Origin of the sequence: Saccharomonospora sp. CUA-673 (assembly GCF_001942305.1) — a bacterium.
Classification (GTDB): domain Bacteria; phylum Actinomycetota; class Actinomycetes; order Mycobacteriales; family Pseudonocardiaceae; genus Prauserella.
The window spans coordinates 26,982-52,431 of the sequence record NZ_MKKE01000030.1 but is presented as its reverse complement, the minus strand read 5'-3'; the positions used below and the strand labels follow the sequence as shown (position 1 = coordinate 52,431).

Annotated in this window: 30 protein-coding genes and 1 pseudogene; 18 read left to right on the top strand and 13 right to left on the bottom strand. The window is 68.2% G+C overall.

The genetic code is table 11. The features are described from left to right. Nucleotides 1–97 precede the first annotated feature (97 nt). Nucleotides 98–262: a hypothetical protein gene (locus tag BJF85_RS28030; protein WP_158056953.1), complete on the bottom strand. Its 165-nt coding sequence runs from the start codon at nt 260–262 to the stop codon at nt 98–100. A 14-nt stretch (nt 263–276) separates the two neighbouring features. Between BJF85_RS28030 and BJF85_RS14695 the strand changes: the two genes are divergently transcribed. After that, the gene (locus BJF85_RS14695) at nt 277–1,542 is read left to right on the top strand and encodes a hypothetical protein (RefSeq protein ID WP_139320639.1); all 1,266 of its coding nucleotides are present in this window, start codon (nt 277–279) and stop codon (nt 1,540–1,542) included. Between the two features lie 123 nt (nt 1,543–1,665). Here BJF85_RS14695 and BJF85_RS14690 read toward each other — a convergent pair whose 3' ends face one another. From BJF85_RS14690 to BJF85_RS14670, 5 genes are all read right to left on the bottom strand, one after another. Beyond that, a complete protein-coding gene (locus BJF85_RS14690) occupies nt 1,666–2,064 on the bottom strand; it encodes an RNA polymerase-binding protein RbpA (RefSeq protein ID WP_075848243.1) in 399 nt (132 codons plus the stop codon). 67 nt (nt 2,065–2,131) lie between these two features. Next, entirely contained in the window at nt 2,132–2,353 is a 222-nt protein-coding gene (locus BJF85_RS14685; RefSeq protein WP_075848219.1) for a helix-turn-helix domain-containing protein, read from the bottom strand. Between the two features lie 21 nt (nt 2,354–2,374). Further along, nucleotides 2,375–2,821, bottom strand: coding sequence for a hypothetical protein (locus BJF85_RS14680; RefSeq protein ID WP_075848217.1), 447 nt, complete (start codon nt 2,819–2,821; stop codon nt 2,375–2,377). A 134-nt stretch (nt 2,822–2,955) separates the two neighbouring features. Continuing rightward, complete coding sequence (locus BJF85_RS14675; RefSeq protein WP_075848215.1) at nt 2,956–4,494, bottom strand: hypothetical protein; 1,539 nt, start codon at nt 4,492–4,494, stop codon at nt 2,956–2,958. Continuing rightward, nucleotides 4,491–5,327 carry an SAM-dependent methyltransferase gene (locus BJF85_RS14670; protein WP_075848213.1) on the bottom strand — a complete coding sequence of 279 codons (837 nt, stop codon included), beginning with the start codon at nt 5,325–5,327 and terminating at the stop codon, nt 4,491–4,493. Before BJF85_RS14670 ends, BJF85_RS14675 begins: the two co-directional genes overlap by 4 nt. 334 nt (nt 5,328–5,661) lie before the next feature. Here BJF85_RS14670 and BJF85_RS14665 point away from each other — a divergent pair, with 334 nt between their 5' ends. From BJF85_RS14665 to BJF85_RS14645, 5 genes are all read left to right on the top strand, one after another. Beyond that, entirely contained in the window at nt 5,662–5,976 is a 315-nt protein-coding gene (locus BJF85_RS14665; RefSeq protein WP_139320638.1) for a hypothetical protein, read from the top strand. Between the two features lie 12 nt (nt 5,977–5,988). Further along, nucleotides 5,989–6,297 (top strand): hypothetical protein, encoded by a 309-nt coding sequence (locus tag BJF85_RS14660; protein ID WP_075848209.1) that lies wholly within the window; start codon nt 5,989–5,991, stop codon nt 6,295–6,297. 205 nt (nt 6,298–6,502) lie between these two features. After that, nucleotides 6,503–7,444: a hypothetical protein gene (locus BJF85_RS14655; protein ID WP_075848207.1), complete on the top strand. Its 942-nt coding sequence runs from the start codon at nt 6,503–6,505 to the stop codon at nt 7,442–7,444. Between the two features lie 374 nt (nt 7,445–7,818). Continuing rightward, a complete protein-coding gene (locus BJF85_RS14650) occupies nt 7,819–8,766 on the top strand; it encodes a hypothetical protein (protein WP_139320637.1) in 948 nt (315 codons plus the stop codon). A gap of 59 nt (nt 8,767–8,825) precedes the next feature. Next, nucleotides 8,826–9,530, top strand: a complete 705-nt coding sequence (locus BJF85_RS14645; protein ID WP_139320636.1) for a hypothetical protein — start codon at nt 8,826–8,828, stop codon at nt 9,528–9,530. Nucleotides 9,531–9,624: 94 nt separating this feature from the next. Here BJF85_RS14645 and BJF85_RS14640 read toward each other — a convergent pair whose 3' ends face one another. The 3 genes from BJF85_RS14640 to BJF85_RS31470 all read right to left on the bottom strand — a co-directional run bounded on the left by BJF85_RS14640 (nt 9,625) and on the right by BJF85_RS31470 (nt 11,015). Beyond that, on the bottom strand, nt 9,625–10,170 hold the full coding sequence (locus BJF85_RS14640; RefSeq protein WP_255375643.1) for a TetR/AcrR family transcriptional regulator: 546 nt from the start codon (nt 10,168–10,170) through the stop codon (nt 9,625–9,627). Nucleotides 10,171–10,262: 92 nt separating this feature from the next. Further along, entirely contained in the window at nt 10,263–10,511 is a 249-nt protein-coding gene (locus BJF85_RS31475) for a hypothetical protein (protein ID WP_369822179.1), read from the bottom strand. A gap of 171 nt (nt 10,512–10,682) precedes the next feature. Next, nucleotides 10,683–11,015 carry a hypothetical protein gene (locus BJF85_RS31470; RefSeq protein ID WP_369822178.1) on the bottom strand — a complete coding sequence of 111 codons (333 nt, stop codon included), beginning with the start codon at nt 11,013–11,015 and terminating at the stop codon, nt 10,683–10,685. A gap of 59 nt (nt 11,016–11,074) precedes the next feature. Here BJF85_RS31470 and BJF85_RS31465 point away from each other — a divergent pair, with 59 nt between their 5' ends. Genes BJF85_RS31465 through BJF85_RS14625 form a run of 3 tightly spaced genes read left to right on the top strand, consistent with a single transcriptional unit; the run spans nt 11,075 to nt 12,905 of the window. Then, nucleotides 11,075–11,497: a cytochrome P450 gene (locus BJF85_RS31465; protein WP_369822177.1), complete on the top strand. Its 423-nt coding sequence runs from the start codon at nt 11,075–11,077 to the stop codon at nt 11,495–11,497. A 45-nt stretch (nt 11,498–11,542) separates the two neighbouring features. Next, nucleotides 11,543–12,274 carry a TetR/AcrR family transcriptional regulator gene (locus BJF85_RS14630; RefSeq protein ID WP_075848199.1) on the top strand — a complete coding sequence of 244 codons (732 nt, stop codon included), beginning with the start codon at nt 11,543–11,545 and terminating at the stop codon, nt 12,272–12,274. Next, a complete protein-coding gene (locus tag BJF85_RS14625) occupies nt 12,267–12,905 on the top strand; it encodes a class I SAM-dependent methyltransferase (protein WP_075848197.1) in 639 nt (212 codons plus the stop codon). Before BJF85_RS14630 ends, BJF85_RS14625 begins: the two co-directional genes overlap by 8 nt. Here the strand turns inward: BJF85_RS14625 and BJF85_RS27370 are convergent. Further along, a complete protein-coding gene (locus BJF85_RS27370; protein WP_139320635.1) occupies nt 12,880–13,107 on the bottom strand; it encodes a hypothetical protein in 228 nt (75 codons plus the stop codon). The genes BJF85_RS14625 and BJF85_RS27370 overlap by 26 nt on opposite strands. Nucleotides 13,108–13,209: 102 nt before the next feature. Next, on the bottom strand, nt 13,210–13,863 hold the full coding sequence (locus tag BJF85_RS14615) for a metalloregulator ArsR/SmtB family transcription factor (protein ID WP_075848193.1): 654 nt from the start codon (nt 13,861–13,863) through the stop codon (nt 13,210–13,212). An 80-nt stretch (nt 13,864–13,943) separates the two neighbouring features. On the opposite strand from BJF85_RS14615, the gene BJF85_RS14610 reads away from it, so the two are divergent. From BJF85_RS14610 to BJF85_RS14575, 7 genes and pseudogenes are all read left to right on the top strand, one after another. Beyond that, nucleotides 13,944–15,302, top strand: coding sequence for a rhodanese-like domain-containing protein (locus BJF85_RS14610; protein ID WP_075848191.1), 1,359 nt, complete (start codon nt 13,944–13,946; stop codon nt 15,300–15,302). Continuing rightward, nucleotides 15,299–16,602, top strand: a pseudogene (locus BJF85_RS14605) (MFS transporter). Before BJF85_RS14610 ends, BJF85_RS14605 begins: the two are co-directional and overlap by 4 nt. Further along, nucleotides 16,599–17,762 (top strand): cysteine desulfurase family protein, encoded by a 1,164-nt coding sequence (locus BJF85_RS14600; protein WP_075848189.1) that lies wholly within the window; start codon nt 16,599–16,601, stop codon nt 17,760–17,762. The pseudogene BJF85_RS14605 and the gene BJF85_RS14600 overlap by 4 nt, the downstream one beginning before the upstream one ends. Further along, nucleotides 17,762–18,976: a PLP-dependent aspartate aminotransferase family protein gene (locus BJF85_RS14595; RefSeq protein ID WP_075848187.1), complete on the top strand. Its 1,215-nt coding sequence runs from the start codon at nt 17,762–17,764 to the stop codon at nt 18,974–18,976. The genes BJF85_RS14600 and BJF85_RS14595 overlap by 1 nt, the downstream gene beginning before the upstream one ends. Before the next feature lie 130 nt (nt 18,977–19,106). Then, nucleotides 19,107–19,877, top strand: coding sequence for a co-chaperone YbbN (locus tag BJF85_RS28990; RefSeq protein WP_222844561.1), 771 nt, complete (start codon nt 19,107–19,109; stop codon nt 19,875–19,877). 60 nt (nt 19,878–19,937) lie between these two features. Then, a complete protein-coding gene (locus tag BJF85_RS14580; protein WP_075848185.1) occupies nt 19,938–20,687 on the top strand; it encodes a MerR family transcriptional regulator in 750 nt (249 codons plus the stop codon). 112 nt (nt 20,688–20,799) lie between these two features. Then, nucleotides 20,800–21,759, top strand: a complete 960-nt coding sequence (locus BJF85_RS14575) for an arsenic resistance protein (RefSeq protein ID WP_139320642.1) — start codon at nt 20,800–20,802, stop codon at nt 21,757–21,759. Nucleotides 21,760–21,959: 200 nt separating this feature from the next. Here the strand turns inward: BJF85_RS14575 and BJF85_RS14570 are convergent, their stop codons facing one another. After that, nucleotides 21,960–22,667 (bottom strand): cation transporter, encoded by a 708-nt coding sequence (locus tag BJF85_RS14570; RefSeq protein WP_187346920.1) that lies wholly within the window; start codon nt 22,665–22,667, stop codon nt 21,960–21,962. After that, nucleotides 22,664–23,059, bottom strand: a complete 396-nt coding sequence (locus BJF85_RS14565; RefSeq protein ID WP_075848181.1) for a helix-turn-helix transcriptional regulator — start codon at nt 23,057–23,059, stop codon at nt 22,664–22,666. The genes BJF85_RS14570 and BJF85_RS14565 overlap by 4 nt, the downstream gene beginning before the upstream one ends. Nucleotides 23,060–23,134: 75 nt before the next feature. On the opposite strand from BJF85_RS14565, the gene BJF85_RS14560 reads away from it, so the two are divergent. Together BJF85_RS14560 and BJF85_RS14555 are read left to right on the top strand one after the other, a co-directional pair. Next, nucleotides 23,135–23,761, top strand: coding sequence for an isoprenylcysteine carboxylmethyltransferase family protein (locus BJF85_RS14560; protein ID WP_075848179.1), 627 nt, complete (start codon nt 23,135–23,137; stop codon nt 23,759–23,761). A 258-nt stretch (nt 23,762–24,019) separates the two neighbouring features. Then, on the top strand, nt 24,020–25,399 hold the full coding sequence (locus BJF85_RS14555; protein ID WP_139320634.1) for a hypothetical protein: 1,380 nt from the start codon (nt 24,020–24,022) through the stop codon (nt 25,397–25,399). Nucleotides 25,400–25,450 lie beyond the last annotated feature (51 nt).

Below are 25,450 nucleotides of genomic sequence, written 5' to 3'. Positions count from 1 at the left end.
GCGCAGTTCGAGAACGGAAAACTCGTCGAACGACCGGACGACCACACCCAATCCGCAGCCGCCTAAAAGATCCTCATCCACAGGTCTTGACAATTGCTCACCACTCACCGAGTACCTCCCCAGCCTTGGACAACTGCCCGCCACGGGGCCGTCCGCGCTTCCGCTGGACCTCGACGAGGAACGGGCCGCCGCGCGTCGGGCCGCGCTGGAGGGACCGCGGCCCGACGACGAGCACCTGGCGCTTCTCGACCGCGTGCTGCACGCACTGCGCCGCCTGTGACCAGCGCCGCCGCGACCTTGGCTGGAGTCCGTTTCATGCACCCGGCAACCGATGGCCTCACGATTCCCGACCCGATCCCGGACGCTTCGATCTTCCAACCCGCGCCGTGGGTCGCTCCGTCTTCCGAGCAGCTTCCCTTCCTCCGCCGGCGGCTTCACGAGCACTACACCACCATCGCGGCCGAGGGCGCCCAGCAAGGACGAACAGGCCAGGTCGCGCGAGCCGCCGCGGTGGAGAGCGAGGATCGGGAAGTACGCCGATACGCCCGCGATGAAGCCGGCCGCCTCAAGAACGCGAGCCTGACGTGGGTCGACCACGAGGCGATCGAGATGGCCGTGACCTACTCGTCCACCCCGTCCACCGAACCCGCCAGCCCGGACCGAATGCCCAGCATGACCGGCTTCATGCTGTTCGAGAGCTGCATCGGCGGCGCCCTCTATGACGCCGCGCGTGCGCAAGACCTGCCAGGCTCAGGATGGACACCAGCCCCCTGGCTCTACGACGTCTCCGGTTACGTCGAGGCCCCAATCGTCGCCATCAGCTGGTCACGCCTGCCACCGCCGCACGAGGACCGGGTCCAACTGTCGTTCTACACCCCAAATCGGCCGCCCCAATGGGACGGCCTGCCCCCGGACACGTTCGTCGCCCAGTGGGCAGCGACAAAGACCTGCTACAGCGCGGGCTACTTCGCCGACCATGTCCGCACTGTCTCGGCCCGGATGAGCCCGATGCCGGTACTCGCTACCTTCACCGCGACCCTCCAGTTCGGTGAACTGCTCCCCGAACCCGACGCGAACCACTGCGCCGGGTGGGTCCAGACCGTCTACGGCCTATGGCAATTGCTCGACCACAAAGTCAAGAAACCGCTGACCCAGACCGATGTGATCGCAGCTCCGCGATCAGTGACCCGAGGCGACGTCCGAGCCGGCATCATCGCGACGATCGACGTGAACATCGTCCGGGTACACCCGCGGTTCAGGACCGAAGACCTGCCTCCCGACGACGGAGAGGACAACGCCGACCACGACACGTCGGACAACAGCCGCCGCTCGCCTCACTATCGCCACCGGTACTGGCGCGGCCCGTATCGAGCAAACATGTGTATGAACACCTGGGGGCATAGCGAAGGAAACTGTGAACACAAAGAGGTGCCCGTGGGTCGGCATTTGCGCGGGCCGGTCGGCGCACCATTCCGCGAGCGCGTCACGGAACTGCGCGGCTCACCGGCTCGTAACTCCGGCACCGGCCAGCCCAAGCCGTAGACCGCGACCTGCACGTCGATGATGAGGCGAGGCGCCCTCGGGCTCGATACCTCGCATGCTCCGAGGTAGTCGGCTCGAAAACATCAGAGCCAGCCTGCCTGTTACGCCTTCTCGGGCCGGCGGTCATGGCTCGAACCGGAAACCGTAGGTTCGGTCGCCGATGGGCACGCGACCGTAAGGTGATCGGCGCTGCAGGAGGATGCCCGCCAGCGCCTGGTCGACGAGGACTTCAAGATCGGCGATGCTGCGTCGTTCCAAGAGCATGACGTAGTGCGTGCGTGGAGGCTTTCCCTTGGGCGGTTGCCAGGCGGAGTCTTCATTGATGCGGAGGCAATGTTCGACGCCGTGTCGTGGGCATCTCCAGACGGCGGGTATCTCGGCGTCTGTCGAGAATGGCACGGTGAACTCGTGTCCTCTTCGGCACGCGAAGCGGACTTGAATCCGCGGCGCCGGCCGCGCATCGCAATCCGGTTCGCCAGTGTGCGTTCCCAGGCGGTAGCCCCGCAAGACCCGTCTGGGCATCATGATCTCCGCTCGCGTATCGGATGGGCTGGTGTCGCGAGCCGTTCTCGTGCCCGCTGTCGCTGGGCTATGAGGCTTTGGGCTTGGTCCGGGTAGCGCCGCCGCGTCCACGCAGCACCACACCGAACTCCGACAGGATTCGGTGCACGAAGCCGTACGAGCGGTCGGTGGCCTCGGCCAGCGCACGGATGCTGGCGCCCTTTTCGTACTTCTTCTTCAGGTCAGCGGCCATCTTGGTGCGGGCCTCGCCGGTGATCCGGCGTCCCTTGGCCGTGGTGTGTGCTGCCATGCCGTTCGCTCCTCTTCGCGTTCAGGCGGTCGGTTGGTCGGAGTCGAGGGCGTCGCGCCGGGCGATGACGGTGGCCTTGCTCTTGTCGGCGCCGGGGCCGGCGGCGGTGTAGTAGTCGATGGCCTGGCCGTAGCGGCGGTGGGCCTCGGCGGTGTCGCCGAGCGCGGCGTGGACCTCGCCGAGCACGGTGCATAGGTCGGCCAAGTAGCCGACCGAGCCGTAGTCGCGCACGGCCTGCTCGATCGCGGCGAGCTCCGACACTGCCTCGGCGGCTTGCCCGTTCAGGGTCAGGGCCCGTGCCAGGTGCAGGACGGTGCGGGCGTGGCCGATGTCATCGCCGATGCCGGTGAACATGCTCGCCGCCAGCCGCAGGTGGTGGAGTGCGAGCGGGGCGTCGGCGACCTTGGGGTGCAGGGCAGTTTCGCCGAGGCGGCGGTGCCGCAGCGCGATGCTGCGGGCGTCGCTCATCCCCTCGGCGATTTCGAGGGCATGTTCGAGGTCAGGGAGGGCGGCGTGCGGGTCGTCGGCCTTGAGGTGGGCGCGGGCGCGGGTGGACAGCGCGCCGGAGTGCAGCCACGGGTCGCCGACTTCGGCGGCGCGCTCTACGGCAATCGTGCAGATGGCGACGGCGGCCTCGTGGTGGCCGAGGTTGGTCTCGCCGAAGCCTGGCGGGTGCGGCAGACGACCTCCAGGATGTGCCCGGCGTCGGCCGCGGCATTGGCCCCGAGGAACTGCGAGCTCACCAACTCACCGGCGGTGTAGTTGGGGCGCAGCGGGTTCCACAGGACCTCGCCGAACTGATACACCAGCTCCGTCCAGCCCTGGTCGGCGGCGACCTGTTGAGCGGCGAGAAGGTTGGCGCGTTCGGTCTCGGCCCATTCCAGGGCGGCCTTCGCTGCGAACACGCCGGTGTCCAGACCGGTGTAGACGGGGCTGAACCGGCGAGGGAAAGGATTGATGATCTTGTCGGCCGCCGCCGCGCGCCGCAGGTACCACTCGATCATCCGGCGGCGCACCGCAAGCCGCTTGGCCTGGTCATCCTGGCCTGCCAGGGTTTGCACGTGCTCTCGCAGGACGTCGTGCAGCCGGTAGCGCTCGTCTCCAGTCTCGGTGACGAGGTTCGCCTCCACCAGCCGCCCGAGCCCGCGGCCGACCTCGGCGACCGGCACGTCGAGCCCGGCCGCGAGCGGCTCGGCGGTGAACTCGACGCCGGGATGCTCGGCCAGGCCGCGGTAGAGCCGGGCGGTGGTGGCGTCGAGGTCCTCGTAGCTCATCTGCAGCACTCCTTCAACGGACAGCTCGTGCGGGTCCAAAGCGCCAGTGGACGCCTCGGCGAGGTGGGTCAGGCGGGTGATCAGGCGCGCCGGGTCGCGCCGGGGGTAGGCGGCGAGATGGGCCCCGGCGATGGTTAAGACCAACGGGTGCCCGTGACAGCGGGTGGCCAGCGCATGCAGCAGCTCCTCGCCGATGGGCTGTCGGTCCTCGTCGAGTAGGCCGGTCAGGAGCGCGGCGCCGGTGGCGGCCGGGAAGCAGTCGAGGTCGAGGTGGCGGAAGCCCGCGATGGCCAGCTCGGCGAGCCGATTGCGGCTGGTGACCAGGATCGTGCCGCGCGCCGTGGCAGGTACCAGGGCCTGCACCTGCTCGGCGGAGCGGGTGTTGTCGACCAGCATGGCCACCGCCTTGTCCGAGGTGACCGTCCGGTACAGCGCGACCAGCTCGGCCACCTCGCCCGGCAGGTCGTCGGCGGCGACGCCGAGCGTGCGGAGCCATCCGGCGAGGACCTGCGCGGTGGCCGGTGGCGGGTGGCCGCTCCAGCCGTTGAGGTCGACGTGCAGCACGCCGTCGGGGTGGCGCTCGTGGTGTCCGTCGAGCCAGCGCACCGCCAAGCCGGTCTTGCCGACCCCACCCAGGCCGGTCACCACCACGCGGGTCGGGCCCGCCGTGGTGAGCAGACGGTCCAGCCACTCCAATTCATCTGCGCGGTCGACCCAGGTGTGCGCGGGCGGCGGAAGCTGCCGGGGCACCGGCACTCGGTGCTCGGGAGCGTGCAGGACGATGGTTTCGGCGGTTACCGTGCGGGCTTGCAGCACCTGGCCGTGGACCGATCCGGACACGGTGTTGATGTGCTCGGCCTCGTTCATGCTCGCTCCGCGGGCTCGGAACGGCGGTCGGCGAGCACGGCGTTGCCCCACAGGCACTCGCGTACGGGCAGGGTGAGCCCGTCCGGTCGCCACAACCCGATCGGCGCCACGCCGTCCGGGTGTGGTTGCCACGGTCCCAGCAGGTCGGCGAACTGCCGCCGGCTTCGGTGGACGAGCGTGATCCCGGCCCTGGCGAGACAGTCCTCGACCGCAGCGGCCGACTTCAGCCCGAGGACGATGCCGTCGGCGTGTGAGGCGGCCAACAGCGAGCCGGGTGCCAGCCGCTCGTGGTACCTGGCCAATGCGGCGGCCGGATCCTCGGCGTCGGGCAGGCAATGCAACACCGACCCGGCCACCACGCCCACCGGGCGAGTCAGATCGAGCAGCCGAGTGGTCACGGCATGGTCGAGCACCTCGTCAACGTGCCGCAGGTCGGCCTCGATCACCCCGGTGCTCGGATCGTCCGCATGGACGATCAGACCGAGACCGGCGATGGCTATGGGGTCGCGATCGACGTAGACGACGCGGACGTCAGGACGTTCAGCCTGGGCGAGATGGTGCACGGGGTGGGCGCTGAACATGCCCGCACCCAGGTCGAGGAACTGCTCGATTCCGGTCGTGAGCATGTGAAGGACTGCGCGGCGGACGAAGGTGCGGCTCTCGCGGACGAATACGTCATACCCAGGCACCAGCGTGGTGATCTTGTCGGCCACGGCGCGGTCGGCCGCGAAGTTGTGCCCACCGCTGAGCAGGTAGTCGTAGATCCGGGACAGCGACGGCGCGTCGGGGTCTACCTGTTGCTCAAGACCGGACGCGCTCTCATGCGTCGCCATCACCGTGACGTTCTCCCCACCCCGCCTCGTCACCACGAGCCGACTCGCGCCATGCGCCTGGTCGACCCGATAGCCGTGACCTGCGGTTCATCCGCACCAGCCGCACCGGCCGGGTCGATTCGTGTGGGCGATTAGACCGGCGATATCAAGATCTGCACCAGAGCGGCAAGGAGGCGCTGGTGAGGCGTCCGTGAGGCGGCACCACGCGTGAGCACGACATCAGCGGCGGCACGGTTCACCCGGCCGAGTGGCATCCCATCACCAGCCGATACGTGACTCGCCGGATCCCACCACAGTCGAACATATGTGCGAGCGCGGTGGTAGTTTGCTCGACATGAGTTCGTCGCCTCCACCCGCCTCACTGGACGGCGCGCTGCGCTACCGGGTCGACTACACCGGCACGACGATCGCCGTCCTTCCAGCCACCTGCAAAGGTGGCCGGCACCTCGTCATCCCAGGCGTCAGCAGGGCGATAGCGGTCGAGGACGAAGTCCGCATCGACTGCCCTGTTTGTGCGGCGACACCCGGAGCCGACGCGACCTGGCGCCTGTCCAGCAGCGGCCCCAGCCCGGACCGCGCCGAGCTGGACGACGAGCCGTATGGCGATCTGATTCTGCGCCGCGTGCGAACGGTGGCCGGCACGAGGTAGGCCGATGATGCCGTGATCAACAGCCCGTTCACTCAGTGGGAAGGCGACGACCTCCACGGACGCAGACCAGTGCTCACCTCGGTATGGGTCAACCTGGACATCCTCTTCCCCCGGCCAGCCGACGCACCGCGGCACGTCATCGAGACCGGCCTGGACTTGACGGGCGTGGTCCCCGGACGGCTTCACGGCCGTTTCCCCAGTATCGAGGGCGACTGGTACGGGATCGTCAACTACGAGATCGGCTACGCCGACGGCCGTCGCGACAAGCTGCACCTGGTCGACCAATTCGTGCCCTTCAACGTGTTGCGAAAGCGCGAGTGAAGTTCCCAGCTGGCAGAACGCAAGGCGGTCGACGACGAGCTTGCGAGTACTGCGGTGATCGAGTAGATCCGGGCGTGCGCTTCGGACACTGCGCTGCTCAGAGATCTACTGTCGGCCCACCGCGCTACCGTGATGTGATGGTCAACCAGCGAACCCGACGTGCTCAGGTGGGCGCGGCCAGGTTTGACGCACGCGGTGGAGCGGCATGATCGCCACCCCGATGAGGCTGCGCTCGGCCATCGCCGAAACGCTCTGGGAGTGCGTCAAGGCCCACCACCTGGAAGCGGCCTGTGACGCGCTCGGCATGAAACCTGCCCGCGAAGGCAGCCCCGAGCCGTTCAACAGCAAGCGCAGCTACGTCGAGGGCCGGCTACAGGGCCTGTCACTGACGGACTTGACCAAGCTTGCCCACCGCGTCGCGGCCGAGTACGACGCCGAGCACCTACAGCCGTTGCTCGATGCATCCGGTACGTACGGCGTAGCCGGCGAACTGAAGAACCTGATCTTCGCGGCCGACGGACCCAAGCCGGAGATCGTGTTCAGCGACGCCCTCAACAACGACGTCCTCGTCGTCAAGAACGAGCAGTTCTGTCTCGTTTACGACCGGCCGCTGGGCGCGCAGGGCCTCACCTGGGCCGAACTGACCAGCTGGTGGGCCGACCGCGAGGGGCTAACCGACGCACCGGCCCGTGAGGTCTCGCTCAGCCTGTACCGACGGCTGGACCGCTCGCTTGGTGACAACCACGCGGAGCGACGAATACTGCGCACATACGCTGACCGATACGTCCGGCTCGGCGACAGCATCCCGGCGCTGATCCCGCAGGTGTACCTGCATTACGACCCATACACCCGAGCGCACCACGCCCCTGGCACACCACCTCTGGCCCGCCAGCGCATGGACTTCCTCCTGCTGCTGCCACAGCGGATCCGCATCGTCATCGAGTGCGACGGTAAGCAGCACTACGCCGACGAGAACGGGCACGCGGACCCCCGTCGGTACGCCGAGATGGTGGCCGAGGACCGTGAACTACGACTGCACGGCTATGAGGTCTACCGCTTCGGCGGCGCCGAGCTCACCGATACTCCAGCCACTGGGCAACGGCTTGCAGCGTTCTTCGACCGGCTCGCCGAGCGTTACTCCGCCTGACTCTCCGTTGCCCAAACCCGTGAAGCTGGTGGCCCCAGCGGGGGTTGGCAGTCAGCGTCGCCGTGGAGGACGAGAAGGCCAAGGGCAGCGGCGGCCAGCAGAGCACAGGCGACGCGAGCGCTTCGCCCGGAACCGGTGGGAGCGCTTGGAAGGAACCGCGGACAGAACAAGCAAGTCGGCGTGGAGCGTGAGCGCGGCTTCCAACACAAGCATGACCGGCGCCGGAACGCTGTTGATGTCCTCACGCCACGCTGCCAACAAAACCGCGAGCTCGTCGGCCTCGCCACCCACGCCATCACCTCCGCCGTTCAGCTACCAACAGGCGTCGTACCTGCTCGACCTGGCGTTACGCGCGACACCGCTAGGCTTCGAGCGTGCTGGCCCCGACGGGACCGCTTCGACGAATTGGCGCTTGGAGGGGCCTGCTCATGGGCGAGCTAGGTGTGATCCGGAGTTACGCGTACTGGTCGGATCGCCGTATCCGGGACATCGCGTCTGCAAACGGCATCGCCCTCGAACGGCGCGTGAGTTGGAAGGCCAAGACGGCGTCGATTCCCTTGATCGGTGGGCTCGAATTTGCGCAGGAGGCGCGCACGCTAGACCGTGCTGAAGTAGCGCGCCGAATCGAAACGGCGATCGGCGACCACGCAGTCGAGGACTTCGTCACCCCGCCGCCGGCAGCGTTCGCCAAGGGCGTCGGCCGTGTCGACTTCGCCCAGTTCACGGGCGGTGTCGAGAAGCGACAGGGCGTCGTGATGCACACCAGCACTCGCAGCAGCACCGGTGCCCGCGTCGACGTGTGCATGTTCGGCAGCCTGCAGAACACCGCCGACTACGTCGGCGGCTCCGACCAACCACCGGAAGGATGGTCGTCCTCCGCGGCTCGGACGATTGCTCTCTACATCCAGAGCCGAGGAACGATCAACAATTCACAGTGGGACGACCCGGAGTCCCTCGCGGTCGAGGCCCTGAAGATCGCGACCGAGCAGGGCGTAACCGGAACCTGGAACGAACACGAGGACAAGCCCTGGACACGAGGCTTCACGCTCGGCCACGCGACCGAATCCGAGTGGTTCGCACAGATCTACAGCGACGTCGTACTCGACAAAGACCGGTGGACCTTTGACCGCGACGGCGGCATCAGCCCAGACGTCGACCGCATCCTCATCGGCGCTCCACTGTGGGTACGGACTCCGGGCGCACACGCCGTCACCCGCTATCGAGACCTACGCCGAGGGAGCGACGGGCAACATGACGGGCCGCTCACGCCTGGCCTGGATGGCCAACGCCTACGTCGTCGACGGGACACAATGATCGAGTGAGCGATGACTGGGAGCTGCGCTGGGCATCGGGAGCCCGGCGGTTCTACGTCGCCGAGATCGTGCGGCAGGCGAGTTATGCCCTGGCCGCGGTGCAACAGGCTCTCAGTCTCAGCCGGGATCCGCAGCGGCGTGTCGAGGCGTGGCCGGCGGTCCAGTCGTTCCTCACCGCGACCGCCATCATCAGCAAGCTGTTGTGGCCCGTCAGAGCCGAGGGAGCCGATCTCAAGTCCCGTTGGCGTCGCTTCCGCGCCGATCGACTGCGAACAGAGCTTATGATCAGCGACACCTCAGCCCTCCGGGACAGGAAGGTCCGGGATTCCGCCGATCACTTCGACGAACGCATCGACGACCTTGTCCGCGACCAGCGCATCCCGCAGTCGTGGGCAGACCTGGCCGAGGAGGAGTTCACGCAACAGCCGGCCCCGTTCCGCGCGATCGACTCTGACACGGGTGAGGTGCTCGCAGGCCATGACCGAATGGCCCTGACGCCCATCGTCACGGAGTTGAACGCGGTTTTGCGCCGGTGCGAAACCATCGAGCCTGGATCAACCAGCGACCCCGACATCGTCATGCTGCTGGCCACGTTGAGGTGGCCGCCGCTGCCGTCCCTGTTCGCGCCCACCGAGCGCCCGGACGAACCGGTCACCGCCGGGGCCAGTATCGCCGCGACCGGCCCTCAGAGCCTGGAAGAGCTGATCACGCTGGTTGTCGATCAGCTCTCAGAGCACCCGGACTCGGACCGATCACCCGATGCCGAGGGATAGGTGATGTCGAGCCGGACCAGTAGGCAGTCTGGCAACGTGCCGCGGTCGAGCGCGAACGCGCGGTGAGGCAGTTGCTGGACGGTCCACTGTGTGTTCAGCCGGTCTGAGCAGCTTGGATCACGCCCTGGATGGCCTGCCCGATGCGGTTGGCGGCGTGGTCGGGGTCGGGTTGGCCGGTGTCGAGCCAGGCGATGACGGCTTCGAGGGTGAGGGTGGGGATCAGTCGGGCCGCCCAGTTCTGCCAGGGGCCGTCCGGGATCGTGTCGGCGAGGTGGCGGTGGGCGATTTCGGTCGAGGCCAACCGGATCCGGTCGATCACATCGCGGAACTCTGACTCCCTGACCGCATGGCGGAACAGCAGCCGGAATCCTTCAGGGTCGGCCGCGGCGGCGCGCAGCAGCGCGGGAATGCTGCCCTCGTCGTAGGTCTCGGTCCCGACGGCGTCGCCGAGTCGGGTGCAGGCGCGGTCCAGCACCGCTCGGTACAGGTCGTTCTTCGACGCGAAGTGTCGGTAGAGGATTACATGCGTGACGCCGGCCTCCGCTGCGATGTCGTCGAGGCCGGTGGCGGTGAACCCGGTGCGGGCGAACGCGCGGGTGGCCGCGTCGAGTATCTGCTCGCGCCGCTCTGCGCGGGGCATACGCCGGACACGTTCCGGCTGACTTTCCGACGCGGGCTGCGTGGATTGTCGGGCGGCTGCCATCGCATCAACCTCCTCTTGTTAAAGGCAGACTATACAAGTACGTTGTTGAAGTCGTCTTGTACAAGTGCTGTGTAATGATGGAGGTCGCGATGAGCGCCACGGTTCAGTTGCCGTTCGAGCAGGTAGATCCGTTGCGGGTCGCGCCCCGGCTGCGGGAGTTGCAGTCCCAGGGTCCGGTCCACCGGGTTCGCACCGCGGTGGGGGACGAGGCGTGGCTGGTCACCGGTCATGCGCAGGTGCGGCGGCTGCTGGACGACGACCGGCTGGGCCGCGCCCATCCGGCACCGGAGACCGCGGCGCGGACCGGGGAGTCGGCGTTGTTCGGCGGGCCGCTGGGCAACTTCGCCACCGAGAAGAGCGACCACGCCCGGATGCGGTCGCTGCTGCAGCCGCACTTCTCGCCCAAGCACCTGCGTGCCCTGCGCCCCAGGGTCGAGGCCCTGACCGCGCTACTGCTGGACGAGTTGGCCGAGCACGGGCATCCCGCGGATCTGCAGGCCGCGGTGGCGGTGCCGCTGCCGATCCTGGTGATCTGCGAGCTGCTCGGCGTGCCCTACGAGGACCGTGACCAGTTCCGCGCCTGGACCGCCGACGCCGCCAACGTCCGCGATCGCGCCCGGTCGGAACAGGGGTTGGGTGAGCTGTTCGCGTACGGCCAGAAGCTGGTCGCCCGCAAGCGGACCGAGCCCGCTGACGACGTCATCTCCCGACTGTGCGCGACCGAGGGCGTCTCCGACGTCGAGGCCGCGGGGATGTCTATGGCGTTGCTGTTCGCCGGACACGAGACCACGGTGGTCCAGATCGGCCTGGGCGCACTGGCGTTGCTGACCAACCCTGAGCAGTGGCAGAGCTTGGTGAACGACCCGGCCCTGGTGCCGAACGCGGTCGAGGAGATGTTGCGGGCGCCGGCAAGGGGGGCGGCGGGATTCCCCGCTACGCCCGGACCGACCTGGAGATCGACGGAGTTATCATCCGGGCAGGCGAGTTGGTGCTGCTGGACAACGGCGCGGCCAACCACGACCCGGCCGTCTTTGCTGATCCGGACCGGATGGACATCACGCGCTCGGCCGCCGCGCACCTCACCTTCGGGCACGGCGCGCGGTACTGCATCGGCGCGCCACTGGCCCGCATCGAGCTCCAGGTGGTGTTCTCCCAACTCGCCGCACGGTTCCCGACCTTGCGGCTGGCCGTCGATGTGGAGGAGTTGACCATGCGGCGCGACGTGCTGACCGGTGGACTGACCGCACTCCCGGTGCAGTGGTAACTGCTCCAGCCTTGACTGACCGGGTCGGTCAGTTATTGTTGCGAGATGCCCAGGGTTCGGTCGGCGGAGTTCTTCCCGCGCCTGGTTTCGGCAGCGGCTGAGACGTTCATCGCGCAAGGTTTCCAACGCACGCAGATGCAGGATGTCGCCGACCGGTTGGGGGTGGCAAAGGGCACCGTGTACGGATACGTGGAGAGCAAGGCCGCGTTGCTGGCCGCCGCGGTGCGCTACGCCGACGGTGTGGACCCGCTGCCCGAGTTGGCCGAGTTGCCGGTGCCGACCCCCGTGGCGGGCGAGGTGGCGGCGCTGGTGGCCGATCGGCTCCGCGGCGAGGTGGCCGAACTGCGGCTGGTGCAGGCGGTGGCTGGGCGTCGGCGGGTGCCGATCGCCGAGGAGCTGACCGAGATCATCATCGATCTGTACCGGCGGCTGGCGCGGCATCGGGTGAGTATCAAGCTGGTCGACCGGTGCGCGCCGGAGCTGCCGGATCTCGGCGAGGTGTGGTTCGGGGTCGGCCGGGCAGGACAGGTCGCCGTGCTGACCGAGTATCTGACGCGTCGCGCGGCCAGCAGGGCAGTGCGTCTGCCGGGGCCGGCGCCCGTGGTGGCGCGCACGATCTTGGAGACCTGCGTGTTGTGGGCGGTGCACTTGCACTGGGATCCCGCCCGTGTTGATCCAGATGATCGCGAGCTGCCGCCGCCGGAGGTCGTGGCCGCCACGCTCGCCGGGCTGCTCACCCACGGACTGGTATCGACGAAGGGACAAGGCGATGAGTAAGGCACTGAGCGTTGACCGGTTACGGGAGAAGTGGGACAAGTACGCGCCGCGGTATGACCGCGATATCGGGTTCGTCGAGCGGGTGCAGTTCGGCGGCGGTCGGGAATGGGTGTGCTCGCAGGCCCACGGCGATGTGCTGGACGTGGCGGTGGGCACCGGTCTGAACCTGGCGTTCTATCCGGACGCGGTGCGGTTGACCGGGATCGACTTCAGCCCCGCCATGCTGGAGATCGCCCGCACTCGCGCGGCCGAGCTGGGCCACGAGATCGACCTGCGCGAGGGCGACGCGCAGGCGTTGCCGTTCCCGGACGCCTCGTTCGACACCGTGGTGTGCACCCTCGGGCTGTGCGGATTCCCCGACGAGCGGGCAGCGATCACCGAGATGCACCGGGTCCTGCGTCCCGACGGGACGCTCTTGCTGCTCGACCACGTCGGCAGCCACCACCGCCTGATCCGGGCTGGGCAATGGTTGCTGGAGAAGTTGACCGTGCGGATGCTGGGCGACTACCAAACCCGTCGTCCACTGCCGCTGGTCGAGGAGGCCGGGTTGATCATCCAACGACAGGAGCGGCTCAAGGCCGGCATGGTGGAGCGGGTCGCGGCCGTCAAACCAGCGACGGAGGGTAGCTAGCTGTCGAGATGCGTTGCCGCAACAGGGATTGATCGATCGGGTGGGCGGTCAGCTCCAGCGCGCGGCGCTCGGCGGCCTGGGCCTGCCCGGAGTGGCCGAGCTCGCGCAGCGGCTCTGCGCGGGTGGCGTGATAGCGGTGGCAATGGTCCAGTGCATCATCCAATGTGGACAGATCAGTCAGTGCGGCCTCGGAGCCGGCCACGTGGTGTGTAGAGCGATGGCGCGATACAGCCAGCTCAACGTCTCCTTGCTCAGGAGACGACTGACAACGCGCCCGATTCGACACCGCGCCTGAAAATCTTGGTCAGGTTGCCACCGGTAGGTCGGCCAAGCGCCATTCGAGCATGCCGTCGGCCAACCGGCGAGCCGGGCGACCGGCTGCGGTGAGCAGGCGGACCGCGTCGTGGGCGAACACGCAGTAGGCGCCGCGGCAGTAGGCGACGATCTCCTGATCGAGGGGAAGTTCAGCCAAGCGCTCGGCGAGATCCTCCAGTGGAATCGACACCGCGCCGGGGATGTGCCCGGCGGTGTACTCCTCGCGCGGACGCACGTCGATCACGGTGGCGCCGCCGGAATGGACCCGTCGCAGCAGCTCCTCGCGTGTGACCTCCTCGGTCTCTGGCCCGAGATAGACGGCGCGTGCGGCCTCCACGTCGACGAGGTGCTCGACGGCCACGGCCTGGACGAGCGCGTACAGCGCGGCGACGTCATCTCCGGCGAGCCGGTAGTAGATCTTGGTGCCGTCACGGCGGGTCGTCACCAAGTTGGCCTGCTTGAGGGTTTGCAGGTGCGCCGAGGCCGTGGTCAGCCCGAGTTCGGCGGCCCGTGCCAGCGACTCGACCGTGCGCTCACCCTGTGCCAGCAGGTCCAGCAATTCCAGCCGTTTGCCACTGCCCAGGGCCTTCCCCACGCGGGCGAACTGCTCGAACAACGCCGTCTTCGCGTCCCGATCACCCATGATTCTCCAATCATCCTTGGAATAGTGTAGAACAGTCTCATGCGGGAACCAACCCGCCCGCGAAGCGACGGAGGTGCCAGGTGAGCACGATCGACATCGTCCCGCTCGTTGACGAGGGACTGGGCAATTCCGCCTACCTGCTCGACCTCGGTGATGGCCGGGCGATGGTGGTCGACGTCAGCCTCGACCTGCGGGAGTCCTCGCGCCTCGCCCGGCGCCGCGGGTTGACGGTGGCGTTCGCCGCCGACACCCATCTGCACGCGGACTTCCTCTCCGGCGCCCGCCAGCTGTCCGCGACCGAGGGCACGCAGGTACTCGCCTCGGCCGCCGGACACCGCGAGTTCACCCACAGCGGGCTGCGCGACGGTGACGAGGTCGACCTCGGCGGGCTGCGGCTGCGGGCACTGGGCACACCGGGCCACACCCACGAGCACCTGTCGTTCCTGCTGCTCGATGGTGACAAGCCGGTCGGGGTGTTCACCGGTGGCTCGCTGCTGGTGGGCGCGGCGGCCCGCACCGACCTCGTCTCGCCTGAGCAGACCGAGGCGCTGGCCCGCGCCCAGTACGCCTCGTTGCGGCGGCTTGCTGAACTTCCGGACGACGTGGTGGTGTGGCCCACCCACGGTGCCGGCTCGTTCTGCTCCGCCCCGCCCGGCGCCGAACGCACCAGCACTATCGGCCGGGAGAAGGCCACCAACCCGCTGTTGCGCGCCGCCGACGAGGACGCCTTCGTCGCCGCGCTGCTCGGCTCGCTGGGCAGCTTCCCGCCGTACTTCCTGCGCTTGGGCGAGATCAACCGCCGCGGCCCCGCCGTGCTCGACCAGCCTCCGGCGCTCGCGCCGCTCAGCGTCGCCGAGGTGCGGGCGCTGCTGGCGCAGGGCGCGGCGGCGGTCGACGTGCGGCCGGTCGCCGACTTCGCCGCCGCCCACATACCGGGTGCGGTGTCCATCCCGCTGCGGCCGGTGTTCGCGTCCTGGCTGGGGTGGCTGGCCCCGCACGACCAGCCGTTGATCATCGTGCGCCGCCCTGATCAGGACCCGGCGGAGATCGCGTGGCAGGCCGCCAAGATCGGCTATGGCAACCTCGCCGGAGAACTCACCGGCGGCCTGGACGCCTGGACCGCCGCCGAATACCCCACCACCAGCACTCGGCTCGTGCGTCCCGACGAGGTCGACGCGCCGGTCCTCGACATCCGTCAGGAACCGGAGTTCGCCGCCGGGCATCTGCCCGGCGCCCTGCACGTCGAGCTGGGTGAGCTCGCCGGCCGCGCCCAGGACGTGCCCGGCGAGCCGCTGGTGGTGATGTGCGGACACGGGGAGCGGGCGATGGGTGCGGCCAGCCTGCTCGAACGCGCTGGCCACCGCGACCTCGCCGTGCTCACCGGCGGCCCCGACGACTGGGCCACCGTCACCGGCCACCGGCTGGAGACCGGCACATGAGCCGCGCCATCGGAAGCCCGCGGCTGGGGATCCGCGCCAACCTCGCCCAGTTCAGCCTGCTGGTCGCGGTCAACGCGCTGGTCGGTGGTGTGCTCGGGCAGGAACGCACCGTGCTGTCCCCGTTGGCCGAGCAGACCTTTCACCTGACCGGTTACACGTTCCTGCTGACCTACGTGCTGGCCTTCGGCGCCACCAAGGCCGCCACCAACTACTTCGCGGGCACGTGGTCGGACCGGTTCGGCCGTAAACCGGTGCTCGTCGCCGGATGGCTGATCGCGATTCCGGTGCCGCTGATGCTGATCTGGGCGCCCTCGTGGGGCTGGGTCGTGGCCGCCAACGTCCTGCTCGGGATCAACCAGGGACTTACCTGGTCCACCACCGTGATCATGAAGATCGACCTCGCGGGCCCCTCCCGCCGCGGCTTGGCGATGGGCCTGAACGAGGCCGCCGGATACCTCGCGGTCGCGGTCACCGCCGTGGCGACCGGATACCTCGCCGCCCGCTACGGGCTGCGGCCAGCGCCGTTCCTGCTCGGCCTGTCCTACGTCGCGCTCGGCCTCGGGCTGTCCGTGCTAGTGGTCCGCGAGACCCGCGAGCACGCCCGCGTGGAAGCCGCCCAGCACACCACCCGCGCCGACGGCCGCCACGACCACCTGCACTCCGAACTGACCAACAGGCAGGTCTTCGCCCACACCAGCGTGCGCGAACCCGCCCTGTCCGCGGCCAGCCAGGCCGGGATGGTCAACAACCTCAACGACGGCCTCGCGTGGGGACTGTTCCCGATCCTGTTCACCGCGGCCGGGCTGTCGGTCGCCCGGATCGGAATCCTCGCCGCGCTCTACCCGGCCGTGTGGGGCCTGGGACAACTGATCACCGGTCCGCTGTCGGACCGGTGGGGCCGCAAACACCTCATCACCACCGGAATGCTCGTCCAAGCCGCGGCATTAGCCTTATCGCGCTGGCCGACACGTTCACGCTCTGGGCGGTGGCCGCGGTGCTGCTGGGCGCGGGTACCGCGATGGTCTATCCGACGCTGCTGGCCACCATCGGCGATGTCGCCCATCCGGCCTGGCGGGCCCGCGCGGTCGGGGTCTACCGGCTCTGGCGCGACGGCGGGTTCGCCGTCGGTGCCCTGCTCTCCGGGATCGTCGCCGATCTCTGGGGCATCCGCGCGGCGGTGTGGGTGGTCGCCGCGATCACCGCTGCCTCCGGCCTGATCGTCGCGGCGCGCATGTACGAGACACACCCGCGCGGCCAGCGTGCCGAACCCGTTCCACTACAGGAGAAAGACACGCCGTGACCATCCCTAGTGGACTAGCCGAGGGCCCGATCTACCTCGACTACAACGCCACCACGCCCGTTGATCCCACAGTCGTCGAGGCGACGCTGCCGTATTTGACCGGCGAATTCGGCAACCCCTCCAGCGACCACCGCTACGGCACCACGCCCCACGCGGCACTAGAGCACGCACGCGACCAGGTCGCCGCCCTGCTCAGCGCGCCAGACGGACGAATAGTGTTCACCGGCTCCGGCTCCGAGGCCGACAACCTCGCCATCCGCGGTGTGGTCCTGGCCTCCGGAACCGACCGGCCGCACGTGATCACCCAGACCACCGAACACCCCGCCGTCCTGCAGGCATGCCAAGCGCTGCAACGCTGGCATGACGCCGAGGTCACCTACCTGCCCGTTGACGCCGACGGGCTCGTCGACCCGTCCGCGCTGGCCGCCGCGTTCACCGACCGCACCGTGCTGGTGTCCATCATGGCCGCCAACAACGAAACCGGTGCCCTGCAACCGATCGAGGAACTGGCCCGCCTCACCCACGACCACGGCGCGGTGTTCCACTGCGACGCCGCCCAAACCGTCGGCAAGATCCCGCTCGACGTGACCACCCTCGACGTGGACCTGCTCACCGTGGTCGGGCACAAAATGTATGCCCCCAAAGGCATCGCCGCCCTCTACATCCGACCCGGCCTGGCACTGGAACCCCTGGTGTACGGCGGCGGACAGGAACACGGCCTGCGCGCCGGCACCGAAAACGTCGCCCTCGCCGTCGCACTGGGCACCGCCGCCGACCTCGCCGCCGCCGACCTTGCAGCAGGAGGCCACGAGCGCATCCAGACCCTGCGCGACCGGCTCCACGACCAGCTCGCCGCGCGACTGCCCGGCCGGGTGGAACTCAACGGGCCCGCGGCGGCGCGGCTGCCGAACACGCTCAACATCAGCATCCTCGGGGTGACCGGGCACAGCCTGCTCGCCGCGACACCGGGGATCGCCGCGTCGACCGGCTCCGCGTGCCACGCCGGTGACCACCAGCCCTCACCTGTACTGACCGCGATGGGCCTCGACGCCGAACGGAGCCTGTCCGCGTTGCGGCTGTCTCTCGGTCGCTGGAGCACCCCCGCCGACATCGACCGCGCCACCGAGCTGATCACAACCACGACAGGAAGCAGGGATTGATGAGCGACCCGAAGGTGAACACCACGCCCGAACAGCGACCCGGCTTGTCCACCCGGTGCGTCCACGCCGGAGACGTCCGCGACCCGCAAGGCGCCATCCATCCGCCGCTCTACGGGCACTCCACCTTCGCCTTCGACTCCACCGCCGACCTGCTCGACGTCGTCGAAGGCCGACGGGAGGGCAACCTCTACACCCGCTACGGCCTCAACCCCACCATCCGCTCCCTGGAACGCAAACTCGCCGACCTCGAAGACGCCGAGACCGCGCTCGCGTTCGGCTCCGGCATGGCCGCCGAAGCCGCGACCTTCCTGTCCCACATCAAGACCGGCGAGCACATCGTGTGCCTGGGCGACGTCTACGGCGGCACCTTCGAACTACTCGGCGAGAACCTGCCCCGGCTCGGAATCAAGACCACCTTCCTCACCGCCGGCGAAGCCGACCGGCTACCCGCCGTCCTCACCGACCGCACCCGGATCGTGTTCTTCGAAACCCCGTCCAACCTTGGCCTCGACATCTTCGACATCGCCGCAATCACCGCCCACGCCCACAAAGCCGGAGCCCTGGTCGTGGTGGACAACACCTTCGCCACCCCGGTCAACCAGAACCCGCTGCACCACGGCGCCGACCTGGTCATCCACTCCGCCACCAAATACCTCGGCGGCCACAGCGACCTCACCGCCGGAGCCGTCGCCGGCCCCGCCGAACTGCTCGCCCCGATCGCCGCATGGCGCAAGAACCTCGGCCACGTCATCGCCCCCGAGATCGCATCCCTGCTCGCCCGCAGCATCCGCACCCTCGTCGTCCGGGTCCGTGCCCAGAACACCGCCGCCACCGCCGTCGCCGAATACCTGGCCGAGCATCCCCGCGTGACCAAGGTCAACTACCCCGGCCTGGCCACCGGCGATCAAGCCGCCATCGTCAAAACCCAGATGCGCGGCCACGGCGGCATGCTCAGCTTCCTCGTCGACGGCGACGCCAACGCCACCGCGGCCGTGGTCGACCGGCTCCGAGTGTTCAGCATCGCCGCCAGCCTCGGTGGCGCGGAAAGCCTTGTCACGCAACCCATCACCACCACCCACCACGGCCTCGACCCCGCCGACCGAGCCCGCCGCGGCATCGCCGACAGCATGATCCGCCTCTCTGTCGGCCTCGAAGACGCCGACGACCTCATCGCCGACCTCGCCCAAGCACTCGACCAAACCCGCGCCGACTGACCACCTGACGGAGCCCCCACCCGCACCCGGCACAGTGGATGTGACGTACGTCCCATTGAACGCTGTACCTAGGTACAGCCTTAGCGTGGAGTTGTTCGGTCGGATGACGGGCGCGGAAGAGGTGGACAGCATGTCGGTGGAGGTCACCGAGGCGACATTCACGACGGAGGTCGAGGGGTCGCCGATGCCGGTGGTGTTGGAGTTCTATGCGACCTGGTGCGGGAACTGCCGGCGGATCGCACCCGTACTGGACGCACTGGCCGAGGAGTTCGCGCCGGGGGTGCGGTTCGTCAAGGTCAACGCCGACGAGGAACCGGGCCTGGTGTCGCGATTCGGGGTGTCCTCGACCCCGACGCTGTTCGTGCTCGACGGTGGCCAGCAGGTCACCTCGATCGTAGGCGCGCAACCTGCTCCGGTCCTGCGGGCGCTGTTCGAGACCGCCTCGTCCTCTCAGGACTCCGCTGGTTCGCCGGCCGGTTCGGGATGCGGGTGCGGCTCGGGGTGCGCATCAATGCCTGTGAGCACCGCAGCGGCGTCCCCGGTGCCCTCTCCGGTGGGAGGCGCGGGGTGGGTGCCGGACGCGTGCACGCTGCCGACCGCGGACCAGCCGATGCGGCTCGCGGAGTTCGACACTCTGTTCCGGTCGTCGTTGACAGACCTTCGGCGTGAGGAGCCGGGCTGGCTGCGGCTGCGTCTTCAGGGCGGCGACGATGCCGAGCGGGTCGCCGAGCAGGCCCGCGACCTGACGGTACGGGAGGCCGAGTGCTGCTCGTTCTTCGACTTCACCGTGGACCGCGACGGCAGCGATGTGGTCGTGGACGTGCGAGTCCCGGCCGACAAGGTTGTGGTGCTCGACGGCTTGGCGGCCCAGGCCCAGGCGGCGCGGAGCGCGCGGGTATGAGTTGGTCAGCTGTCCCAGGTCGACCGCCGGAGGGACCGGGATTCCACGGAGGGTTGTGCGATGAGGTCGGGTGAGCTCGCTGCGGCGGCCGGGGTGAACGTGCAGACACTGCGGTACTACGAGCGGCGCGGTTTGTTGCCCGAGCCGCGTCGCTCGTTGGGCGGGTACCGGGACTACGACGAGGACGCGGTGGCACTGCTGCGGGTGGTCAAGGCGGCGCAGCGGCTCGGGTTCACCCTTGAGGAGGTCGCCGAGCTCCTCGACACCGGCCGCCGCCGGCATCCGACGCCGGATTTGCAGGACCGGGCGCGGGCCAAGCTGGTCGAGGTGGACCAACGGATGGAAGACCTGGCCCGCATCCGCGAAGGGCTGGTCCAGGTCATCGACGCCCGCTGCGACAGCCTGACCCACTGCACCTGTCCCGACTGCCCCTCCGTTCATCGAGCTGGCCGCGATCAAGGAGCGCCCGTCATGAGCCACCCGCCCACCATCGAACCTGGTGTCCAGCCCGTCCCGGAAGCGGCTGGGGCCACGTCGGGTCCACCGCGAAAGAGCAAGATCGTGGCGTTACTGGCCGTCATCGCGTGCGCCGGGTGCTGCGCCCTGCCGCTGCTGATCCCACTCGGGCTGCTCACCACCGCCGGAGTCGCCGCCGCGACGACCGGCCTGCTCGTCGTATCCGGAGCACTGTTCACCGTCGCGGGCCTGCTCTGGGGCGCCCACCACCGCCTCCGCCGTCGACGGGCTACTGCGGAGCATGGCTGCTCCGAGGGCGGCGGCTGCTCCTGCTCGTCGGCACCACCGCGGTGACGAGCATTGTCACCGCGTCAGCAGGATGGCCGACCAGTAACACGCGACACACGGATCGTTGCATGAGGAGGATGTGAGGGTGGCGCAGGGCGTAAGTGACCTGGCCGGACGGATGGAGCAACACCAGGTCTCGATCTACATCGGCGCGATCCTCGCCGGTGTCGTGGTGGGGCTGGCCGCACCGACAGCCGGACCGTGGTTCGAGGCCGCCATCAACCCGGTGCTCGGCGCTCTGCTCTATGTGACATTCCTGCAGGTCCCCGCGCGAGAGCTGGCGCGCTCGCTGCGGGCCGGGCGGTTCCTCGGCGCCGTGCTCGTGGTGAACTTCGTGGTCGTGCCCTTGGTGGTCGCGGCCATGTTCTGGCTGTTGCCCGCCGACCAGGCGGTGCGGATCGGCGTGCTGCTGGTCCTGCTCACCCCGTGCGTGGATTACGTCATCGTGTTCAGCGGTCTGGCCGGCGGCAGCAGCGACCGGCTCCTCGCAGCGACCCCGCTGCTGCTGCTCGCGCAAATGCTGCTGCTGCCCGTGTTCCTGTATCTCTTCATGGGCGCCGACCTCGCCGACATCGTCGAATTCGGACCGTTCATCGAGGCATTCATCGTCCTGATCGTCATCCCGCTCACTCTCGCCTGGCTCACCCAAGCCTGGGCCGCCCGACAACAAGCCGGCAGGACCTTCTCCACCGCCGCGAACGCGCTGATGGTGCCGCTCATGGTCGCGACCCTGCTCATCGTCGTCGCCTCCCAGATACCGAAACTTGGCGACGACCTGCCCGCGGTAGCCGGTGTCGTCCCGTTCTACATCGCGTTCCTAATCATCATGGCCGCCCTCGGTGCCGCCGTCGCCCGCCTGTTCCGGCTCGACCACTCCGACGGACGCGCGATCGTGTTCACCGGAGCCACCCGCAACTCACTCGTCGTGCTCCCTCTTGCCCTGGCCTTGCCCGACACGCTCACCGTCGCCGCCGTGGTCATCGTCACCCAAACCCTCGTCGAGATCGTCGGGATGGTCATCTACGTCCGCGTCGTCCCACGTCTGCTCCGCACCAGCAGTGCACAGGAGACAAATTAGAGTCCACCGACGCGGCTTGAACTCAGCATGGTCTGACAGCCGGACCTGCCGGGAATTGATGTCCTGCTCGGGGCGGCGCGGAGAGGGGCGCATTGACTCGCCATGCATCCCCGCAGGCGGGGACAGCTGACGAGAGCTACGGATTCGACGCCGATCACCTCGGCGGGAGGGCCATCGGAACGGCGACCCACCTACGGAAGTCAGCAGCAGTGCTCGCCTCGCCAGGCTTCGCGGCCTTCCTTGACCGCGACGGCGGCGATGACCAGGGCGACGATCGGGTCGGCCCAGGACCAGCCGAACAGCGAGTTGAGCAGCAGTCCGACCAGCAGGACACCGGATAGGTAGGTGCACAGCAGGGTCTGCTTGGAGTCCGCGACTGCGCTGGCCGAGCCCAACTCGCGGCCAGTGCGGCGCTGCGCGTACGAGAGGAACGGCATGACCAGCAGTGACACAGCGGCCAGCACGATGCCGACGGTGGAGTGCTCGGCATCCTCCGCGCCGAGCAGGGAGCGAATGGACTCGACGGTGACGTAGGCGGCCAGGGCGAAGAAGGACACCGCGATCACCTTCAGCGCGGCGCGCTCGCGGGCTTCAGGGTCCTTGCTGGAGAACTGCCACGCCACGGCGGCGGCTGAGGCGACTTCGATGACCGAATCGAGGCCAAACCCGATCAACGCGGTCGATGAGGCGATCGTGCCGGCCGTGATGGCGACGATGGCCTCGATGACGTTATAGGTGATCGTCGCGGCGACTAGCAACCGCACTCGCCGCGACAGCACCGTGCGGCGGTCCGCATCGACCGGCGTCGGAGTGAGGGCAGGGGCGCAACATCCGTTGCTGCAGCCGTCTTGCTCTGGGGCTGTCGTGGTTAAGGGCAGGTCGAGCCGGCGGTTGGTGTCCTCGCTCATCGACTGTTCACCGCCACCGTGGTTGTCTCCGCCGCGGCAGGGGTACCAGGACCGGCAGTGGCCGGCTCGTCCTTGTCGTCGTCGACGCACGGCTGGTCGGTATCCACAGCGAGCACGACCTTGACCAGCTCGCTCAGGGCACGAGCCAGGTGCGCGTCGGCCAGAGCGTAATGGACCTGACGTCCCTCGTAGGTGGCCACGACGAGTCCGCAGCCGCGCAGACAGGACAGATGGTTGGACACGTTGGAGCGGGTCAGCCCGAGGTGGGTCGCGAGCTGGCCGGGGTAGCTCACCCCGTCCAATAGCGCCACCAGGATCCGGCAACGGGTCGGGTCGGCCAATGCACGCCCGAGGCGCGCCAGGGCCGACTCCCGCGTCTCACACGTCAGCATGCCCGGAACAGTACAGCTGAAGCTGATATAACAGCAAGAGCTGAACAGTTCTCTCCATCCTGACAGGAGCATGGCATGGCCACGGTCGCCCTCGCGCTCTACCTGACCTTCCTCCTCACCGCGTTCGGTCTGCGGAGCGTGCTCCAGTACCGACGCACCGGATCCACCGGTTTCCACGGCGTGAGCGGCCGGCCAGGATCGGTGGAATGGTGGGGTGGCGTTCTGTTCGTCGTGGCGCTCGTGCTCGGCCTCGCCGCGCCCGTGCTGCAACTGGGAAGCGTCATCGACGCGCTGACTGTCCTCGACACGACCGCGGTACACGTCGCCGGGCTGATCGTTGCGTTGGCTGGCATTGTCGGCACGCTGATGGCGCAGCAAACGATGGGCAGCTCCTGGCGAATCGGCGTCGACCAGCGGGAAACAACCGAACTGGTCACCGCGGACGCGTTCGCCCTCGTTCGAAACCCGATATTCTCCACAATGATCACCGCCGGGATGGGACTCACCCTGCTGGCACCGAATCCAATCGCGCTGGCCGGACTGGTCGCGCTCCTGGCGGCGATCGAGATCCAGGTCCGGGCGGTAGAGGAGCCCTACCTGCTGCGGACCCACGGCCAGGTCTACCGCGGCTACGCCTCACGGGTAGGCCGTTTCTTTCCTGGCATCGGACGTCTCGCCGTCCACGCGGACGGCGTTGGGTGATCGCCGGAGGCCGATTTGCCGGTTGGCAACTTCGTATGGCTGAACCGAACGCGCCAACGCCTCATGATCGTCGAGGCGCGCTCGATCTTCCGGTCAACGACCGACCGCTAGAGGCGCTGCGGAGATGTGAAACGAACGCCGGGTAGCGCTCCTTGCCTAGATCGTTACTCGAACTCGGCGCGAGGCTGTTACAGATCTTGCGGCGACGACGATATGACTGTTGGCTTGCGGTGGTCACTCGTCGTAGCGGGGAGGAAGATGGATACGGCTGCAGAGGTTGTTGTGGCCGTACCCGCAGGTGATGACGCTGGGGCGCGAACAGCTGATCTGTACGACTGGCAGGCGGCCATGGCTACTGCTGACGGCTTGCGGTTGTTCGCCGACGCTCTCGACGGTGATGGCCACCTGCCGGCAGATGCGGATGGTCGCATCATCTGCGAGCACCACGAGGACTGGACGGTTCTCAACGCTCCTGATGCAGAGTTGGTGTCGGCGAAGCACCGCGAGCCATCGTCTGGGGCGTGGACGACAATCAAGCAGCTTGTTGACAAAGGTGGCCTGGCCCATCTGTTCGGCCGCTGGCTCGCGCTTGACGAGAAGCCGAACGTCCGGCTGGTGACCTGCGCAGCGCTTGCACCGGGAGATCCGCGCAAGCTCGCCAAGGTAACCGCGTTGCTGCGCGATCAGGCCACTGGGTGTGAACTGGATGCGCCGACGGTGACGTTGGTGAACGAAGTCGCGATGGGCTTTGCAAAGGAGCTGCTTCTCTATCGCGATGGTTTGCCCAAGGAATGGCAGGCTCCTGCCGAGGCCACCGCGAAGACGTGCGTGGTCAGCGATGCCCATGGCCAGAAAGTCTGCTCGTTCCTTGCCGTGCTGTTCATAGATGACCGCCGGCCGCACCGCGAGGTGACCGAACATGCGGCGCCGAGCATGTATATGCAGCCCATTCTGGACAAACTGGATCGGCGGGATGTGCCGGCCTCGGCGGTCTGGGAAGCGGTCTTGCAACTCTTCCGAGTGCGTATGCGCGCTCAGGGGCCAGTTCCGGACGGTGCGCTTCCGCTCGTACTTGTGACGTCCTCATCTTCGGGTGGCGCGACGTCTGCGTTCGAAGTGCGACGCGCTCTACTCCCACGCACGATCGATGTGCACGACGTCGCCATCGCCATACGAACCGCGCTGGCCAACCCGTTGGGGTACATGCCGCTCGCCGTGCCCGCTCAGCTGAGCAAGCTCAGCATCAAGATGGCCAGGGGCGGGTGCGCCGATACAAGCATCTCGCGGGCTGAACGACTGCGATCGGATTTCAAGCGCTACTGGCGAGAGCGAGGTGATGGCGTGCCGGGCAGCGCCGCGGACCGTTACGCGATGGAGCGCACGTTCCTGCGAGTCGCCGACGAAGCTACCTCGGAAGTCAGAACGGCCACCGGGACTTGGGGTTCGCCTTTCTGGATCGCGCTGGCCAGCCACCTTGACCGCCTGCGTGAAACAGGCTCGCTCGACGGCTTGGATAATGAACTCGCCCTCGGAGGCATCTGCGATCTAGCCGCCAGATGTGAAGTCTGGTTCAGCCCTCGGTTTGACGTAAAAGGTGAGATCGCGCGTCTACGCGCCGAACGGACGGCGAAACCATGACATCGCCAAGCCACGCCGGAGTCCTTGAAGCACTGCGAGACGATCTCGCAT

Excerpts from the sequence above, each read along its gene's own strand:
- BJF85_RS14690 (WP_075848243.1), bottom strand. The coding sequence starts at position 2,064 with ATGCCCAGACGGGTCTTGCGGGGCTACCGCCTGGGAACGCACACTGGC.
- BJF85_RS14685 (WP_075848219.1), bottom strand. The coding sequence starts at position 2,353 with ATGGCAGCACACACCACGGCCAAGGGACGCCGGATCACCGGCGAGGCC.
- BJF85_RS14680 (WP_075848217.1), bottom strand. The coding sequence starts at position 2,821 with ATGAGCGACGCCCGCAGCATCGCGCTGCGGCACCGCCGCCTCGGCGAA.
- BJF85_RS14675 (WP_075848215.1), bottom strand. The coding sequence starts at position 4,494 with ATGAACGAGGCCGAGCACATCAACACCGTGTCCGGATCGGTCCACGGC.
- BJF85_RS14670 (WP_075848213.1), bottom strand. The coding sequence starts at position 5,327 with ATGGCGACGCATGAGAGCGCGTCCGGTCTTGAGCAACAGGTAGACCCC.
- BJF85_RS14665 (WP_139320638.1), top strand. The coding sequence starts at position 5,662 with ATGAGTTCGTCGCCTCCACCCGCCTCACTGGACGGCGCGCTGCGCTAC.
- BJF85_RS14655 (WP_075848207.1), top strand. The coding sequence starts at position 6,503 with ATGATCGCCACCCCGATGAGGCTGCGCTCGGCCATCGCCGAAACGCTC.
- BJF85_RS14640 (WP_255375643.1), bottom strand. The coding sequence starts at position 10,170 with ATGCCCCGCGCAGAGCGGCGCGAGCAGATACTCGACGCGGCCACCCGC.
- BJF85_RS31475 (WP_369822179.1), bottom strand. The coding sequence starts at position 10,511 with ATGGGCGCGGCCCAGCCGGTCGTCGTCCAGCAGCCGCCGCACCTGCGC.
- BJF85_RS14630 (WP_075848199.1), top strand. The coding sequence starts at position 11,543 with ATGCCCAGGGTTCGGTCGGCGGAGTTCTTCCCGCGCCTGGTTTCGGCA.
- BJF85_RS14625 (WP_075848197.1), top strand. The coding sequence starts at position 12,267 with ATGAGTAAGGCACTGAGCGTTGACCGGTTACGGGAGAAGTGGGACAAG.
- BJF85_RS14615 (WP_075848193.1), bottom strand. The coding sequence starts at position 13,863 with ATGGGTGATCGGGACGCGAAGACGGCGTTGTTCGAGCAGTTCGCCCGC.
- BJF85_RS14595 (WP_075848187.1), top strand. The coding sequence starts at position 17,762 with ATGAGCGACCCGAAGGTGAACACCACGCCCGAACAGCGACCCGGCTTG.
- BJF85_RS28990 (WP_222844561.1), top strand. The coding sequence starts at position 19,107 with ATGTCGGTGGAGGTCACCGAGGCGACATTCACGACGGAGGTCGAGGGG.
- BJF85_RS14580 (WP_075848185.1), top strand. The coding sequence starts at position 19,938 with ATGAGGTCGGGTGAGCTCGCTGCGGCGGCCGGGGTGAACGTGCAGACA.
- BJF85_RS14575 (WP_139320642.1), top strand. The coding sequence starts at position 20,800 with ATGGAGCAACACCAGGTCTCGATCTACATCGGCGCGATCCTCGCCGGT.
- BJF85_RS14570 (WP_187346920.1), bottom strand. The coding sequence starts at position 22,667 with ATGAGCGAGGACACCAACCGCCGGCTCGACCTGCCCTTAACCACGACA.
- BJF85_RS14565 (WP_075848181.1), bottom strand. The coding sequence starts at position 23,059 with ATGCTGACGTGTGAGACGCGGGAGTCGGCCCTGGCGCGCCTCGGGCGT.
- BJF85_RS14560 (WP_075848179.1), top strand. The coding sequence starts at position 23,135 with ATGGCCACGGTCGCCCTCGCGCTCTACCTGACCTTCCTCCTCACCGCG.
- BJF85_RS14555 (WP_139320634.1), top strand. The coding sequence starts at position 24,020 with ATGGATACGGCTGCAGAGGTTGTTGTGGCCGTACCCGCAGGTGATGAC.